The organism is Ruegeria sp. BB5, from assembly GCF_056539405.1.
This window is the reverse complement of record NZ_JBQFUX010000014.1, coordinates 1-17,267: the sequence shown is the minus strand read 5'-3', so window position 1 is coordinate 17,267 and position 17,267 is coordinate 1. Positions and strand designations below refer to the sequence as shown.

Here is a 17,267-nt window from a genome sequence, read left to right as displayed (position 1 = left end):
AATTATGGGGAAGACGAGTCTCAATAATTCAGTCCCATTATTTACGTACTCCGACAATTCTCCTTCAAATGAGGCAATCTTCCTATAATACGTCTTATGTGAAATAACAGCGTTTAACTTACCGTCGATATGTGGAGTATCTGTCGAATAGGTCGGCCCGCACATCAGATAGCGACCGTATTTCTGGTGACGTGCTGCACCGAACGGAAGGTCCCGGCCGTTCGAGAAAATCTGAAACAAATGAATTTTGGTGCTTGTTTAAGCCGTGAACCTCAAGCTAAACCACCTGTACGCAGGGGAGTCCCACCAAGGGGACTGAGAGGCTGACGGGGCAATGCCCGGCGACGCGACCCTTTGAACCTGACCCAGTTGATACTGGCGTAGGAAGCTAGGGCGCGCAGGCCACAAAACCGGGCAAGCGCACTCCGAACAGGGGGCTGTCTGCCTTCTCGTTTCCCCAAGCCAAAACTCATCTGGTGTCTTTTTAAGTTGAACTGCTTGAGGAGCACCAACATGAACGTCCCCAACCCCAAAATCACCGCCGGTGAACTGCCCGCATCGCGCAAGATCTATGTAAACGGTACATTGCACCCGGATGTGCGCGTGCCAATGCGTGAAATTTCGGTCCACCCCACGGCGGGGGAGCCACCCTTGCCCGTGTATGACAGTTCGGGGCCGTATACCGATCCGCAGGTGATGACGGACATTCGGCAAGGTCTGGCGCCGCTGCGTCGCAAGTGGATTGAGGCTCGAGCAGATGTCGAAGAATATGATGGACGTGAGATCAAACCGGAAGACAACGGTTTTGTCGAAGGTGATCGGCTAACGCCCGAGTTCCCTGTGCGCCCGCGCCCCCTGCGCGCCAAGGATGGAAAAGCTGTGACGCAGCTGGCCTATGCCCGCGCTGGCATCATCACACCGGAAATGGAATTCATCGCCATCCGCGAAAACCAATTGCGCGAGGCTGTCGTTGAACAGCGCGAAGGCAATGATTGGGGTGCAAACATCCCTGACTATGTGACCCCGGAATTCGTGCGGGACGAGGTCGCCGCTGGTCGCGCCATTATCCCTGCGAATATCAACCACCCTGAAAGCGAACCGATGATCATCGGGCGTAATTTCCTGGTCAAGATCAACGCAAATATGGGTACCTCGGCTGTGACCTCTTCGATGGAAGAAGAGGTCGATAAAATGGTCTGGTCGATCCGTTGGGGTGCTGATACCGTCATGGACCTGTCGACCGGCCGCAACATCCACAACACCCGTGAATGGATCATCCGCAACAGCCCGGTGCCGATTGGCACCGTGCCGTTGTATCAAGCGCTGGAAAAGGTCAACGGCATTGCCGAAGACCTGACATGGGAAGTGTTCCGTGACACGCTGATCGAACAGGCCGAACAAGGTGTCGACTATTTCACCATCCACGCAGGCGTGCGCCTGCATATGGTGCCGATGACGGTAAAACGGGTTACCGGTATTGTGTCGCGCGGTGGGTCGATCATGGCCAAGTGGTGCTTGCATCACCACAAGGAAAGCTTCCTCTATGAGCATTTCGACGAAATCTGCGACATCTGCCGGGCCTATGATGTGTCGTTCAGCCTAGGCGACGGTCTGCGTCCCGGCTCTATCGCCGACGCTAATGACGAGGCACAATTTGCCGAGCTTGAGACGCTGGGTGAGCTGACCAAAATCGCGTGGGCCAAGGATTGTCAGGTGATGATCGAAGGCCCCGGACACGTAGCCATGCACAAGATCAAAGAAAACATGGACAAGCAATTGGAGTGTTGCCACGAGGCGCCCTTTTACACGCTTGGCCCCCTGACCACCGATATCGCGCCGGGCTATGACCACATCACCAGCGGCATTGGTGCTGCGATGATTGGCTGGTTTGGTTGTGCGATGCTCTGCTATGTCACGCCTAAAGAACATCTGGGGCTGCCGGACCGGGATGATGTGAAAACTGGGGTTATTACTTATAAGATCGCCGCTCACGCCGCTGATTTGGCCAAAGGTCTGCCGGGCGCGCAACGTCGTGACGATGCGCTGTCCCGCGCCAGGTTCGAGTTCCGCTGGGAAGATCAGTTCAACCTGTCGCTGGACCCGGAAACGGCGCGGGAATTCCACGACCAAACCTTGCCCAAACAAGCGCATAAGGTGGCGCATTTCTGTTCCATGTGCGGGCCGAAATTCTGCTCGATGCGGATCAGCCACGACATTCGAACTGAAGCGCAGAAAGAGGGGATGGAGGCGATGGCCGCCAAATTCCGTGAAGGCGGCGACCTTTACATGCCCGTGAAAGACTAAACACCGCGGCGGAGCCGATCCTTTCGGCTCCGCACGCTCTTGCATTGAAGGGAAACTACTCTCAGGGCAATAGATCGGATACTTTGCTGAACCCAGTCAAATCGAAGCCAAATGAAATTGGCTCTCCGACCCTGTTTTTAGCGTCGATCTGCAATTGATTACCTGCCCGCATCGCAGACATCCATTCCTGGGAAACTGGCGAACGGGCAAAACAACCTTGTGCCTCGCATGTCAGGAACTCCAGACGGGCGACCTCGGCATCATCCACCTTTGCAACCAGCCCTTCCGAGAACAAAAGACCGAATGGCAGGGTCAGCACGGTCTCAGTCTCGTCCTTACCTGCAGCCTTTATAAATGCGATGGACGTAAGCCTTTGGTTGTTTTCGGTCAAAACGATGCTTTGGGTCATTTCGCAGATCAACTCGGACCCAACGGCCCGATTGCTGCAATTGACCGACCATGGCGGCGCTGCGCCTTCCTGCGCAGCAAGGGGAGTTGCCAATCCCAATGTGACCCCCAAAGCGCTTATCCAAGTTTTCATCCTGCTGTCCCTCATCGATTAGAATTGTAGTCCAAGGCCAAGACCTACCTGTAGGGCCCTGGTTGAGTCTCCGAACAAATGATCGAGGCTCAGATTGACAAAGCTGCTGTCATCCAGCGCAAACAGCCCCAACCGGGCCGAGACCAAGCCATGCGCGTCGCCGACAAAGCTGGTGTTTGAAAACCCACCGTCAGCGGTGCTCGCTCCGTTGAACCCGGCGGTGACCGATACGGTATCATCCGACGAGACAATGGCACCAACCTGAAAACTTGCGCGAAGCTTCTGCGAGGCACTCAGGGTTTGCTCGGTTCCGATTTCCAGCGAAGGCGTGAACGAATAGATCATCTCGCTATCGTCTTGCAGAACGACCCCCGCCAGGGTTGCATCGCCATTGCTTTCGGTTGCCAGACGTGTGGCATCAACGGCTACCTCAGGGCGCAGATAGGAACTGCCGCCCGCGAACCTGTGGTCATAAGCAAGGCTGAGACGCAGGTTCTGATGGTTCATCTTGTGCTTGATCTCGCTGACACCAACGGTGCTTACGATTTGACCGTTGGGCAACACACCACTGATCCCGCCCGCGCTGAGCGTATCATAGTCTGACCAACCGGCCGACAGCTGGGCTGCAAACTCCCAAGCGCCGGTGTATTTGGTCAGCGAGGCACCCAGATTGAACCGATCACCCGTTGCATTGTAATTCGATCCGTTCCGGAGGCTCATCTCGTCATAGCCTACCGCGAACCCGGCGAATAGCTCATCCCCAACCGGCAGACGGACACCAGCCGACAGGTTGGTGTCGTTGATGTCCAGCTCTTCGTACATGCCGGTCTGATCGCGGTCATAAAAAGACCGCCCGCCTGAGAACCAAACACAATTGCGCGGGTCATCCCCGAACTGGTAATCGGTAAACCGTTCGCAATTGTGCAGCGTGTCCGCAAATACCCGGGTGCCATAAAGCGCATCCACGGCATCGGCGGCATAGTCGGCAGTCGACAGGCTTTCGATTGCGGCGATGACATCGGCCTCGGACTGCATGTTGCCGATCAAGGCGAACAGTTGGCCTTGGGCAGCCGATCCCTGCCCGTTCAGAACTTGGTTGATGTAATCCCCGATGGCCGCCTGATTGGCGTTCATGCCGGGGGTCGAATAATCCGGCGTGATCACCAGGTCGACCGAACTGCCGTCAGAGGTGGAGCCGTTCAGGCCGATGGAATAATCCAGCACCACAGTGTCTTCGATCAGCGTGCCCGCGTCTGCGGCGGTTCCATCAGGATTGATGATGACAAGCGGCAAGGCCCTTTCCAGCGTATTCAGCAGTGGCACCAGCGTACCGCCCATGGTGGCATTACCGGTGGCATTAACCAGGTCGCTGTTGCCACCAGGTGCCCCAGAGGTCAGGAAATACACGTCGAAGGTTGACGTTGCCGTTGCTCCAAAGGCCAGGCTTCCGGTCAGGTTCAATGTCTGGCTGACATTGCCGCTGAAGGTAAAGTCACTGGCCGCAACCGTCGCCGTCAAATCTCCGTCCAGACCCAGATTGGCCCCCAGTACAAAATCACCGTTCACCTGCATGAAGCCGTCAGCACCCAGATTGACCGTATCCAACGCATAGAAGTCCGCGCCGTCTTCGACGGTAAAGCCGTTGGTGCCTGCGCCAAGATCCATGTTGCCAAGGGCCGTACCCGCAAGAGAGATTTGTTCGTTGCCGTCGCCTCCATTCACCAATTGATCGTTGCCGGCGATCAACAGGGTATCTTTAGAAAGGGTCAGCACATTGTCGGTGCCGCCGTCCACAACGATTGATGCGACTGACCCCGCCTCACCAGTGCCGCCCATGACGACGCCGTCAAAGCCAAGTGTGATCGCGTCTGCGCCATCGCGCCCCTCGGATTGTGCCAAGACGCCGATGCCGCCCTCGCCCACTGACAGGATGTTACCATCAAGCGTCATGTCGATGGCGCCACCAGAGCCCGCACCACCGGCAGCCCCGCGATAGACCGAGTCCACCATGCCACCGCCGCCGCCAAGCGATTGCGCCACAACACCAATCGCATTTTCGCCCGTCGTGACGATGTTGCCGGATTGCGAGAATCCGATATCGCCACCATCACCGCCATTTGCAGCAGACAGGTTTACCGTGATCCGGCTGGCCTCCATATCGGTTGAAACGAGACCGCCGCCGCCACCGATACTTTGGATAACGAACCCGTGCGATCCAGTTCCACTGGTAGTCATGTCCCCGATATTTGCAAAGCCGACATCACCACCGTCACCGGTTGAATCGTCTTGCGCGCCCAGCGTTACATCCGCACGCCCCAGACCCGAGATGACAACTTCGCCCCCACCGGCACCGATACTCTGAACGCTTTGGCCAAAGGATCGGTCACCACTTGTGAACACGTTGCCGTCCAGCAAAAGGTCGATATCGCCGCCATCGTTGTTGAAGCTGGGATCAGAGCCCAGGATCACAGACACGGCCTTTTGGATCCCGGCTTCGCCATCCGTATTGCTGTTCAGCACAAGCTTACCGCCGCCGCCGCCGATGGATTGCGCCGCTCCGGCGGACGAGAACGCGCCATCGGTGCCAACATCACCGGTCCGGCTTCCGTCCACGTCTCCGCCACCAGCGTCGTCCGTGTCAATCGCACCCAGACGTGCGGTGATGTCGATAGCGTCACCGTCTTGAACATCCACCGTGGTCGCGGATGTACCGCCGCCGCCACCGACACTCTGAAGCATCAGGCCGGTCGAGCGATCGCTTGTGGTGGCAATGTTGCCGTTATGGGCCTGCGTGATCTGGTTGCCCGCCATACCCGACACGTCGTCGCCACCAAGGGCGATATCGCTGCTGACGACCGAGCCGGTCGCGCCAGCGGTCGTGGTGGTGAAATCGACAGAGGCATCAGTATTGCCGCCGCCGCCATTCACCGATTGGACAAAGACCGCTTCGCTGCCCACGCCATTGACCAGAATATCTCCGGTCGAATTGACAGTTACAGTGCCCACCGAACCGGTGGATCCCTCCCGAGCCCCCAGCGCCTGCGAGATTGTGTAATCCAGCACCGAGACCAGCGGGGACGACACCGAATAACCCGCGTTGCCGCCGCCGCCGCCAACGGATTGGGCATAGATGCCAAACCCGTTTTCGGCATTCACAACAATTGTGCCAGTGTGGTTGACCGTGACGTCTCCTCCATCAGAACCCGATCCGCCTGATCCGCCAATGGCGATCTTCGAATAGGATTTGCCCGTCATTGTGTTCTTAAGGTCGTTCACATCCATCGCAACGGCCAGACCGCCATTGCCGCCGCCGCCACCGACAGATTGTGCAAAGATGCCGTAGGCGCCTGTGCCATCCACTTGAACGTCTCCGGTGTTGGTGACGACCACGTTGCCGGCAACATTGCCGCTGCCGCCCGATCCGCCGATATTCAGCTGCGCGGTCGGAGAGCTGCTGTCCCCGGTCTTTAGCCGCAATGTCCCCGTGATTGAGCTGCCGCCATTGCCACCGCCGCCGCCGACGGATTGGGCAAAGATACCATGCGCACCGGCACCCGTTGTCACGATCGTACCGGCATTGGTCACCGCGACATTGCCGCCCGTGCCACCCGTACCGCCTGATCCGCCCAGACCAAATTGCAGCGCCCGCCGCGTAGTGGCCTCGGCCCCGCCATAGCGCCCGTCAACCGAGATGGTCGAGCCGCCATTGCCGCCGCCGCCACCGATGGACTGGGCAAAGATCCCGTGACTTTCCGTACCATCGGTCAGGATCGTGGCATCGGCTTCGTTGACGACGGTTACCGTGCTGCCCGCGCCGCCAGTGCCACCAGTTCCGCCGATCAGAATGGCGTTTGTCGTTGATCCTTCCGAGGATCGGCCCAAGATGATGTTGCGCACCTGTTGCGCGTCGCCTCCGCCACCGCCAACGGATTGCGCATAAATACCGATAGACTTGTCACCTGTTGTTGCGATGACATCGCGGTTAGTGACCGACACTGCCGCAGACATCGCACCGGTGCCGCCATTGCCGCCAATCGAAATTGTCGCTGTGTTGCCGATCTCTTTGCGCAGGTTGATGATGCGGTTTTCCACCAGGCCACCCATGCCGCCTCCGCCGCCGACGGATTGCGCATAGATGCCGTGCGCCATCGTGCCCGCCGTGGTGATCATGCCGTCATTCACAACGGTCACAATGTCCGACGTCATGCCGTCCCCGCCAGTGCCTCCGATGTTGATCGAGGCTGCCGTCCCCACGGTTGATGGGTTAACGAAGGATTTAATCGTATCAAGGTTTCCCTGACCCGCCTGCACCATACCGCCGGTGCCACCTGCACCGCCCACCGATTGCGCCAGCAACCCGATTGAGCGTTCCCCCAGCGTTGCGATCCGTGCGGTACTGGTGACATCGACCGTGCCACCTACGCCGCCAGAGCCGCCGGTGCCACCGATGGACAGTGATGCCGAAATGCCGCCGCCGGCCGAGTTGCTGGCCTTGCCGCCATTACCGCCACCGCCGCCCACGGATTGCGCGAACACCGCATGGGCATCGTCGCCCTGGGTGACCACGGTGCCCGCGACCACAGAGGTCACGTTACCTGCCGCACCACCAGTGCCGCCCGCCAAACCGACCGACACGCTGGCCTTGTTACCCTTGCTGTCGCCGGTCTTTGGCGTGCCAATGCTGACCGAGGTTGACGAAGAATTGCCGCCGCCGTTGCCAATAGATTGGGCAAAGAACCCGTAAGATCGGTCGCCCGCAGTGCTGATGATACCGTCCGAGCTGGCATAAACATCACCGCCACTGCCGCCGGTACCGCCGGTCCGGCCGATCTGAATGTTGACGTTGCCGCCATCCACCGAGGTCGAGGCCGAGTTATAGCCCGCGTTGCCGCCACCGCCACCAACGGATTGCGCGAACAGCCCATGGGAATCCGCACCGAGCGTTGTGATGTCGCCGGTATTGCGCACGTCGACTGTCCCACCGATGCCGCCCTGACCTGTCCCGCCGCCAACGGCCAGGCCAAAACCCTTGTTGGTTTGGTCCGAGGCAAGTTCATAGGCAAAGGCCAGGTTCAGGGCTGCGTTACCGCCGCCACCACCAATGGATTGGCCGAATACCCCGTGGCTACTGTCTTGTTTCGTAAGAATATCGCCGTAATGGTCAATATCGACCGTCCCACCATCCCCAGCGGTTCCGGCATCGCCGCCAATGGCAACCACAGCCGACATGCCGGTTTTGTTGCCAGAAGAATCCGCTGGATTCACTTTGCCTTCAAGCTCATCCAGCACGTTGTTGTAATTGGCAATTACCGAGTCATCCACACCCGTGTTGGTTGGTGTCTTGCGGTCGGTTGAATCGCCCGTGCCGCCGTTGCTCTGACTGCCGTTGGTCTTGCTGATACCCACAACCGCGTTGACCCCGGCGTCACCGCCACCGCCGCCAATGCTGGACGCCTCGATCCCGTGTGCGCCGACACCGTCTGTCGTGATGGTGCCTGCTGCCGCTAGGGCGGTTCCACTCATGACGGTCACGTCCCCAGCGTCACCACCGCCGCCACCAAAGCCGCCGATGCCCATGGCAATGGGTGAACTGTCCTTGGTGCCGACAAAGGTCGCGTTGATCCCGCCAGTGCCGCCACCGCCGCCGATGCTTTGGGCAAAAATGCCACGCGCGTGATAGCCATTGGTCGATATATTGCCGGTTTGCGTAACAACGACGTTGCCCGCATCTGCGCCGGTGCCGCCATGACCGCCCAGACCACCAACGATGCTCAGGTCGGTTTTGCCGTCGGAATTGTTGGAATCGCCATAGTTCAGCTGCCCGGTCACATTCAGCGCGCCGTTACCGCCGCCGCCCGCGATGGACTGGGCCAGAACGCCGTGCTTCCAATTGCCCGCAACGGCAACCGATCCGGCATGATCCACGGTCACATCGCCCGAGACATTGCCATTGCCGCCGAAACCACCGACACCAAATGTGACCGAGGGGATCTTGCCATCCTTGCTCAGCGCAATCCCGCCCGACACGTTCAGGCCGCCATTTCCACCGCCGCCGCCGATGGATTGCGCCATCAAACCGGCCGAGCCATCGGTATCCGGCTTTTCTTCGTTGAAGACCCCCATATCGATGAACAGACGCTCCAACCCATAGGTCGAGGCCAGCTCTTCGGTCTGATCTACGATCGTATCCCCCAGAAAATCGCGCAGCTTGTCTTCGAAAGTTGTGGTGTCAGGGATCGAAATATCGTCCGGGTCCGTCGTGACCGTGATATCCGCTTGCGACGTGACTGTGACATCGCCCGCCTGACCGCCGTTTCCTGCAAACCCCCCAACACCTACGATCAGCGAGCTGTCGGACACGATCCCGCCCGACACGTTCATACCGCCATTGCCACCGCCACCGCCAACGGATTGAGCTAGCAGACCGGATTGGCCGGTGCCATGCGCCATGATCGTGCTGCCGGAGCCAATGTTTACGTCGACGTTCCCGGCATTGCCCCCACCCCCGCCAAAGCCGCCGACCCCGACAACGACTGCATAGGATTTGCTGCTATCCGTTTGCCCCGCCCCTGGTTTTCCGCTGATCGCGATTCCGCCAGAGACATTGGTGCCGCCATGACCCCCGCCGCCGCCCAGCGATTGCGCGATAATTCCGCTGGCGCCTTTGTTTTCATCGACTGCGAAAGTGCCGTCGGATTGCAGCACCATCGGCACCGCCTGCACGTTGCCGGTGTAATCCAGGTCGACATCACTTGCATCGCCGCCTGATCCACCAAATCCACCCACGCCCGCTGCAACGGAAAAGATCGTGTCAGACCCCGACGGTTTGGTCAGCGCCAATGAGCCCGAGATATTCACACCGCCGGTACCGCCACCGCCGCCAAGGCTTTGGGCGAAGATACCATGCGCCCCGTCGCCTGCGGTCACTACATCGCTTTGAACGTCCAGCGTTACCGTACCGGCATCACCGCCACCGCCACCAAAGCCGCCAAGGCCCAATGCGACCGCTGCACCGGATTTGCCCGTCAGGTTCACCGCGCCCGAAACATTCAGACCGCCATTACCGCCGCCTCCGCCAACGGATTGCGCCATCACACCGATGCTGTCGACGCCCGTCGTGACCACCGAAGTTGCACCACTACTGTCCGTATTGGAACGCAGGGTGCTGATAACGTCGCCAGCATTGCCAGCCCCGCCGCCGAATCCGCCCACGCCCAGGCTGACCGAACCGCCGTTTTGCTGGGTGATACCCAGCGTGGCCGAGATGTTCGTGCCGCCATTGCCGCCACCGCCGCCAAGGCTTTGTGTCAGAATGGCCGTGCTGCGATCGCCAGCAGTCAGAACCCCGCCTGTAACGGTCGATTGAACCAGCGCACCGGCATCCGCGCCGCCACCGCCGAACCCGCCGACGCCAATGCCTACGGCCGCATTGGTCGAGCGGGACAAGGACAAGGCCGCCGAGATATTGGTGCCGCCGTTACCACCGCCCCCGCCAAGGCTTTGTGTCAGAATACCGACTGAGTCATCGCCAGCCGTGGTGACATTGCCGGTGACTTGCTGGGTGACGTTGTCCGCTGTGCCGCCGTCTCCGCCGAATCCGCCAACGCCGATCCCAAGACCGCCCGAGAAATTGCTGGCCAGAGAAATCGCGCCGGAAATATTCGTGGCCCCATTACCACCGCCACCGCCCAGGCTTTGCGCCATGACGCCAGCCGAGCGCGCGCCCGAGGTGCTGACATTGCCCACAAAGGTGTTGTCGACCACGCCGCTGGTGCCTCCGCTGCCGCCAAAACCACCAACACCGATCCCCGCCGCGCCGGAACCTGTCCGCGCAATGCTGAGCGCGCCCGAGATGTTGACGCCGCCATTGCCACCGCCGCCACCGACGGATTGCACCAGAACACCGGTTGCGTTTTCGCCGCCCGTGGTGACATCACCGGTGACCGAGCCGGTGGCTGAACTTGAATTGCCACCATCCCCGCCGGACCCGCCAATGCCAACGCCAACAGCACCACCGCCAGTACCCGAAAAGTTCACGGCGGCCGAGACATTCAGTCCTCCGTTACCGCCGCCGCCTGCCGCGGATTGCACCAGAACGCCGCCTGAATTATCGCCAGCCGTGGTGACGTTTCCAACAACCGTCCCGCTCGCCGTGTTGGCGTTGCCACCATCGCCACCGCTGCCGCCAAGCCCGACCGAGGCACCACCGCTGCCGGTTCCGGCAACCGTGACTGTGGCGGAGACATTCATACCGCCATTGCCACCGCCGCCGCCAAGGCTTTGGACGATGACGCCGCCGGACTCGCTCCCTTGGGTCGATACATCACCGGTTAGCGAGGCTTCGGCGGTGCCGCCGTCACCGCCCGTACCGGACGCGCCGCCGAGACCCACCGAGGCACCGCCCGATCCCGTGCCTGCCGCAGCAACCGCGACCGAGACGTTCAGGCCCCCATTACCGCCGCCGCCGCCGACGGACTGCGCTAGCAATCCTGTCGAAGTGTCACCCAACGTAATCAGATTGCCCGTGACATTTGCCGTAACAGCCGAGGCATCACCGCCACCTGTCCCGCGGCCACCCAAACCTACAGCCGCCGCGCCGGAGCCTGTACCTGCACCGCCCACGGATGCCGAGACATTGAACCCGCCATTGCCGCCGCCGCCGCCAATGGATTGCGCAACAACTGCGCTGGACTGCGCGCCTTCCGTCTGTACATCGTTAGCGACGGTCAGACCCACGATGCCGCCCGTGCCACCGCTGCCACCCGATCCGCCCAGACCAACGCTGATCGCTCCTGACCCGGTGCCTGCGCCCGCCAAAGCTGGCGATACGTTAAAACCACCATTGCCACCGCCGCCGCCGACAGATTGTGCCAGAATACCAACCGAGGCGTCGCCCTTGGTGACCACATTTGCCGTTGTGCTGGCGGTAACCTGGCTACCGTCACCCCCACCCGCACCCGAACCGCCCAGCCCAACCGAGACTGAGCCCGCGCCCGTACCTGCACCCGAGACTGTGGGGGACACATTGAACCCACCATTGCCGCCGCCACCGCCGATGGACTGCGCGACGAATCCACTTGAGGCAAACCCGTCTGTCAGAATGGTTCCGTTCGAGGTCAAGGTGACGTCGCCGCCCTGCCCGCCGGTATCACCCGACCCGCCAAGCCCGACGCTGACCGCGCCGCTGGCCGTGCCCGCGCCCGACAGGACCGGAGCAACATTGAACCCGCCATTGCCGCCGCCACCGCCAATCGATTGCGCCACAACGCCCGAGGACTGGTCACCGCGTGTTTCCACTGCATTGTTGGATGTGGCTATGACGGTGTTGCCATCTCCGCCCCCTGCGCCGTCGCCGCCCAGGCCAACGGATACTCCGCCCCCCGCTGTGCCCGATCCCTGAACCGCCGCACTGACGTTAAAGCCGCCGTTGCCGCCGCCGCCGCCAATCGATTGCGCCAGAAAGGCTGTGGCTGAATCGCCCTGCGTCAGGATCGTTCCGTTTGAGGTCAACGTGACTGCACCACCATCACCGCCACCATCGCCCGTGCCACCCAGCCCAACGCTAACCGCGCCAGAGCCGACACCCGCGCCCGCGCCAGTACCAGAGATATTGAAGCCCCCATTGCCGCCACCGCCGCCGATGGATTGTGCAACAACGCCAGACGACCGGTCTCCGGCGGTCACAATAGAATTCGTCGTGGTCAGGTTGACCGTTCCACCCACTGCACCACTGCCGCCATCGCCGCCCAGGCCGACGCTGACAGCGCCGCTGCCAACCCCTGCACCTGCGAGCGAGGCGCTGACGTTGAACCCGCCGTTGCCACCGCCGCCGCCGACAGACTGTGCCAGAACCGCAGTCGAATCCGCGCCGCCTGTGCTGACTGTGCCTGAGACTGTGCCAGTGACCGATTTTCCAATCCCGCCGCCCGAGCCACCGCCGCCAAGGCCAACTGTGACGGCACCGCCACCCGCGCCAGCCCCCGCGATCCCGGCCGTGACGTTGAACCCGCCATTACCGCCGCCGCCGCCAATGGATTGGAACACAACACCACTTGAATTGTTGGACAGAGTTGTGACATTCCCAGCAACCTGAGCCTCGACCACGCCGCCGTCGCCGCCGGTCGCACCGTTTCCGCCCAGCCCGACGCCGATTGACCCGGCACCAGCACCCGCAGCGGCGACTCCTGCGGTGACGTTAAAGCCACCATTGCCACCGCCACCACCAATGGATTGAACCACTACACCTGTGGACCGCAAGCCTTCGGTTCGAACGTCCCCATTGACGCGAACGCCCGTGACAGTTCCGCCAACGCCACCACTGCCGCCGTCACCGCCAAGGCCCACACCGATGGTTCCGGCACCGGCACCCCCGGCGGCCAGACCCGCCGCGACGCTGAAACCACCATTGCCTCCGCCGCCACCGATGGATTGCACAACCACAGCACCGGAATCGTCTCCGCGTGTGGTGACATTGGCGTCGACAGTGGCCGTTACGTTCCCCCCTGCCCCGCCACCGCCGGATTTACCACCAAGACCAACGCTGACCGACCCCGCCGCAGCGCCGCCGATATCGGCGCTCGCACCGATGGCATAGCCGCCATTGCCGCCACCGCCACCGACGGATTGCGCCACAACGCCGCTGGAAAACGCGCCGCTGGTCTCAATCGACGTGCCGCCCGCGACCAGAGTCACATCGCCTCCGGTTCCGGCACCGCCACCGTCACCGCCGACGCCGACATTGATGCCAATCGCAGCAACACCACTGGCACTGACCCCGGCGGCGATGCTGCCGCCGCCATTGCCACCGCCGCCGCCGACGGATTGCGCGATGATCGCGCTGGAGTTCGTGCCCGTCGTGGTAACGTCCGCATTGGTATAGACTTGAACGGTCCCACCATTGCCGGCGCTGCCCGCCTGCCCGCCGATCCCGACGGAAACATTGCCGGAAAACAGTGCCGAAGCACCGCCGGTTGCTGCAACCGCCAGACCACCATTGCCGCCACCGCCACCAACGGATTGGAAAAGCATCCCGGTCGAACGATTTCCTGTGGTGACAACTGTGCCCTCGAACCCTGCGACCGTCGCAACCCCGCTGCCATTGAACTGGCCGACCGTTACGTCTCCGCCTTTGCCACCCGTGCCGCCATCACCGCCGACACCAACTGCCAAAGATCCAGAAACCGGGCCGCCGGACACCGCAACCGAGACAGCATAGCCACCGTTGCCGCCGCCACCGCCAACCGATTGCAGCATGACACCGACGGAATCCTCTCCTCCGGTTTGCACCGAAGCTGAGCCGCTGCCGCTTAGCGTGACGTCGCCACCGTCACCACCATTACCTGCCGATCCGCCGACCGAAACCGATGCCGCACCAAAGGCCCCGACGGCCACCGAAACAGCACCGCCGCCATTACCGCCACCGCCACCTACGGATTGGGCAAACACACCTGACGAGCGGTCGCCAGAGGTTTGGATCGCCGAAGGCTGGCTACCGTCGGTGTTGGAAAGGGTCACATCAACGTCCCCGCCGGTGCCACCGGCACCGCCATCACCACCGATGGCCACGCCGACAAATGCACCAACAGACCCGGACGAGCCACCGTTGCCGCCACCGCCGCCGATGGATTGGGCCAGAATGCCCATTGCGTCGTCTCCGGTCGTGGTAATGATGCCGTCGTTCACGATCGTCACGGTCGAACCGCTGCCACCGCCATTACCATTGCCGCCGACCGAAACCATGCCGCCAGACGATCCGCCGTCCCCGCCGCCACCGCCGATGGATTGCGCGATGATGCCGCGCGCGCCGTCGCCGCCCGTTACGATGCTCCCGTAATTGCTGACGCTGACTGCTGCGCCCGTGCCACCCCGCGACCCGGTGCCACCAATGGCTACCAAACCATAGGAATTCGCGCCCGTGCCACCGCTGCCACCGATGGACTGAGCCATAACCCCGTCAGAGCCTTCGCCTGACGTCAGAATGCTGCCGCTGCCCTGGACTGTGACGCTCACAGTGTCTCCGCTACCGCCGTTTGATCCGACCCCGCCCAGAGACAATGCAACCAGCCCCCCTGCAGTGCCCCCCGAACCGCCACCGCCTCCAATGGATTGGGCGACGATTCCGCGCGCGAAATCCCCTTGCGTCTCAATTGCCCCGCCATGCGAGACCGAAACCGCGCCGCCATTGCCGCCATTATCTGCGCCACCGATCAATGAAACCAGCAAGTTGCCACTGGTACCGGCCGAGCCACCGGACCCGCCGATGGACTGGGCATAAATCCCGTTGGCGTAATCTCCTGTCGTCAAAATGCTGCCGCTTGATGTTGTGTTGACGGTGACCGTGCCACCACTGCCACCATAGCCGCCGTCACCTGATGCGCCGACCAACCCCCATTGCGAGCCACCATTGCCGCCATTGTTCGATACACTCAGAGCATAGATGCCATCGGCCGAGTCTCCGGTCGTTGAAATCGACCCGCTCTGGTTGACTGTGACATTGCCCCCATCGGCTGAATGCCCGCCGGTACCACCGCCCGGTGCCGCGAAACCGCTGCCGCCATTACCCGCTTCACCGCTACGGCTAAATGCAAATATGCCGTCATTATCGGAGCCTGATGTTTGGATTGTGCTGCTGGAGTTTTGCGTTGCGGTGACTGTGCCACCTTTGCCGCCATCACCGCCGTCGCGCCCATCCCAGAAACTCAGATACGAGTCGCCCCCGTTGCCGCCGTCGCCCCCGACGCTGCCGATCTCCCAGCCGACGTTGCTGGTGGCGTTGACATCGCTGGACAGAGATTTTGTCTGCGTTGGGCCATCATCACCATCTCCGCCCGATCTTGGCGGAACGACCAAGGCGCCGTCCCGTCCGTTGCTGCCATTCTGTCCGTATACAACTTGATTTACTCCGTTGGGCCCAGAGACATTCACTGGCGGTGTGACGGTACCCGGAGTGCCCGAGCTGTTGAAGTTGCTGTTGTACTGGGACAGCGTCAATTGCGTCGACAGGCTGGATGTACCGGTCGCCCCGGAATTGCTGATCTGCGCCGTTGTTCCGCTAATGGAGACAATATCAAATGCAAGCGGTGGATTGTCCGAATTATAGATTGTGTCGCCCGCACTTTTAACGAGAAAAACATATCCGTCAGCCGTTTCCACAAAAGCGGTTGTACCCGCTGTTGGCGTCGAGGCCGGATCCACAATTAGCGCGCTTACGGTCGTATCCAGACCAGTCACAGGGTTGGTGACTGTGTCGCCAACTTTGGAAGCGGCTGTTGGCGCAGCAAGCAATGGGTTTGAAATCAAAACAAAAAATGAAATCGCGAGCAGCAGATTTGATTTCATTGTCACCCTCGAACCTCGCAACCGGCATAGTCAGAACACATGGCAATCGGGTACAGTTCCGAAAAACAGTTACCTGCAATTCGGCATTTCCCCATCACCATTTCGGGCAGAATACGCGCAAGCTAAAGGAGATTAATTTCCTAAAATTCAACTATTAACAGTTTCGTGAACCGTATTGCCTAAATGCAACATTTTTAATGCGCCAATAGGCTGTCACACGGTTTGAACAGGTAAACCACCTAAGGTGAGACAGCAGCCCTATAAAAACGTGAAATGTGCCAAGGCGACATGACGGGCGCCTTCCGGACGAAGAGTGGATTTGTATAGGGTAAAGCCGGTCACAAGCATCTCTGGCAACGTATTCACCGTGCAATCGTGGGGAATGTGAGCCGCCTGATGACGTTCGTGTTTAAGCCGCGCGATCGTTACATGTGGGCGAAAACGTCGGCGGGGCAACACAATTCCGGCACGCCGTGTTGCGATCTGTATCTTGCGATGCAGCGCAACAAGTGGCGCGCTGTCCTTAACCCCAATTGCCAATGCACGCCCGAAACACTCGATGCCCAAAAACGTGATGTGAAAAGGTGCAGAGGAAAGCGCCAAAAGCTCGTCATGCAAAGCCTCCAATACCTGTTCGGGCTGATCATCCAGAAATGCCAGCGTCAGATGCAGGTTCTCAGGTGGCACCGGTCTGCCCGCGGGTAACGCGCGTTGTAGCGGCGCAAGAGCCACCTTCGCCTCATGGTTGAGTGATATGGCGACGAAGGAACGCAATTGACCCTCTTGCTGTGTCTATTGTTGAACGCAGGTAAAGTTAACCGTTCATGCCCGCGATGTCAGGTCTTTGCGCGATCTGCATGAAAGCCCGGAATTGATGAATGACTGGCCCGAGCCGACTTATTCTCGGGCGATCCGGGATAAATAGAACTGGGTAATGGCTTGTGCTCTGTTTTTCACCCCAAGTTTTTCATAGATATTCGACAGGTGAAACTTGACGGTATTTGTCGAGATTTGCAGGTCCTTCGAAAGTTCACGATTGGATAGGCCCTTGGCCAACGCTTCAAGGATGACGCGCTCCTTACGA

The 17,267-nt window shown here is 60.6% G+C and carries 5 protein-coding genes and 1 riboswitch; of the genes, 1 reads left to right on the top strand and 4 read right to left on the bottom strand.

What is annotated here, in order from left to right; translation table 11 throughout:
- Positions 1 to 284 precede the first annotated feature (284 nt).
- Positions 285 to 404: riboswitch (TPP riboswitch) on the top strand.
- Between the two features lie 109 nt (positions 405 to 513).
- Positions 514 to 2,304: a phosphomethylpyrimidine synthase ThiC gene (gene thiC, locus ACR0DL_RS20655; protein WP_480691070.1), complete on the top strand. Its 1,791-nt coding sequence runs from the start codon at positions 514 to 516 to the stop codon at positions 2,302 to 2,304.
- Positions 2,305 to 2,365: 61 nt separating this feature from the next.
- Here the strand turns inward: thiC and ACR0DL_RS20650 are convergent, their stop codons facing one another.
- The 4 genes from ACR0DL_RS20650 to ACR0DL_RS20635 all read right to left on the bottom strand — a co-directional run.
- Positions 2,366 to 2,845, bottom strand: a complete 480-nt coding sequence (locus ACR0DL_RS20650) for an invasion associated locus B family protein (protein ID WP_170352065.1) — start codon at positions 2,843 to 2,845, stop codon at positions 2,366 to 2,368.
- Positions 2,846 to 2,863: 18 nt separating this feature from the next.
- Positions 2,864 to 16,183: a hypothetical protein gene (locus ACR0DL_RS20645; RefSeq protein WP_480691068.1), complete on the bottom strand. Its 13,320-nt coding sequence runs from the start codon at positions 16,181 to 16,183 to the stop codon at positions 2,864 to 2,866.
- A gap of 258 nt (positions 16,184 to 16,441) precedes the next feature.
- Positions 16,442 to 16,957, bottom strand: a complete 516-nt coding sequence (thpR, locus tag ACR0DL_RS20640) for an RNA 2',3'-cyclic phosphodiesterase (protein ID WP_480691066.1) — start codon at positions 16,955 to 16,957, stop codon at positions 16,442 to 16,444.
- Positions 16,958 to 17,080: 123 nt separating this feature from the next.
- The coding region (locus ACR0DL_RS20635) for a response regulator transcription factor (RefSeq protein ID WP_480691064.1) at positions 17,081 to 17,267 on the bottom strand (187 nt) is incomplete at its 5' end.

What these genes read in the sequence shown, in the direction of transcription:
- ACR0DL_RS20645 (WP_480691068.1), bottom strand. Translation starts at nt 16,183, where the DNA reads ATGAAATCAAATCTGCTGCTCGCGATTTCATTTTTTGTTTTGATTTCA.
- thiC (WP_480691070.1), top strand. Translation starts at nt 514, where the DNA reads ATGAACGTCCCCAACCCCAAAATCACCGCCGGTGAACTGCCCGCATCG.
- ACR0DL_RS20650 (WP_170352065.1), bottom strand. Translation starts at nt 2,845, where the DNA reads ATGAAAACTTGGATAAGCGCTTTGGGGGTCACATTGGGATTGGCAACT.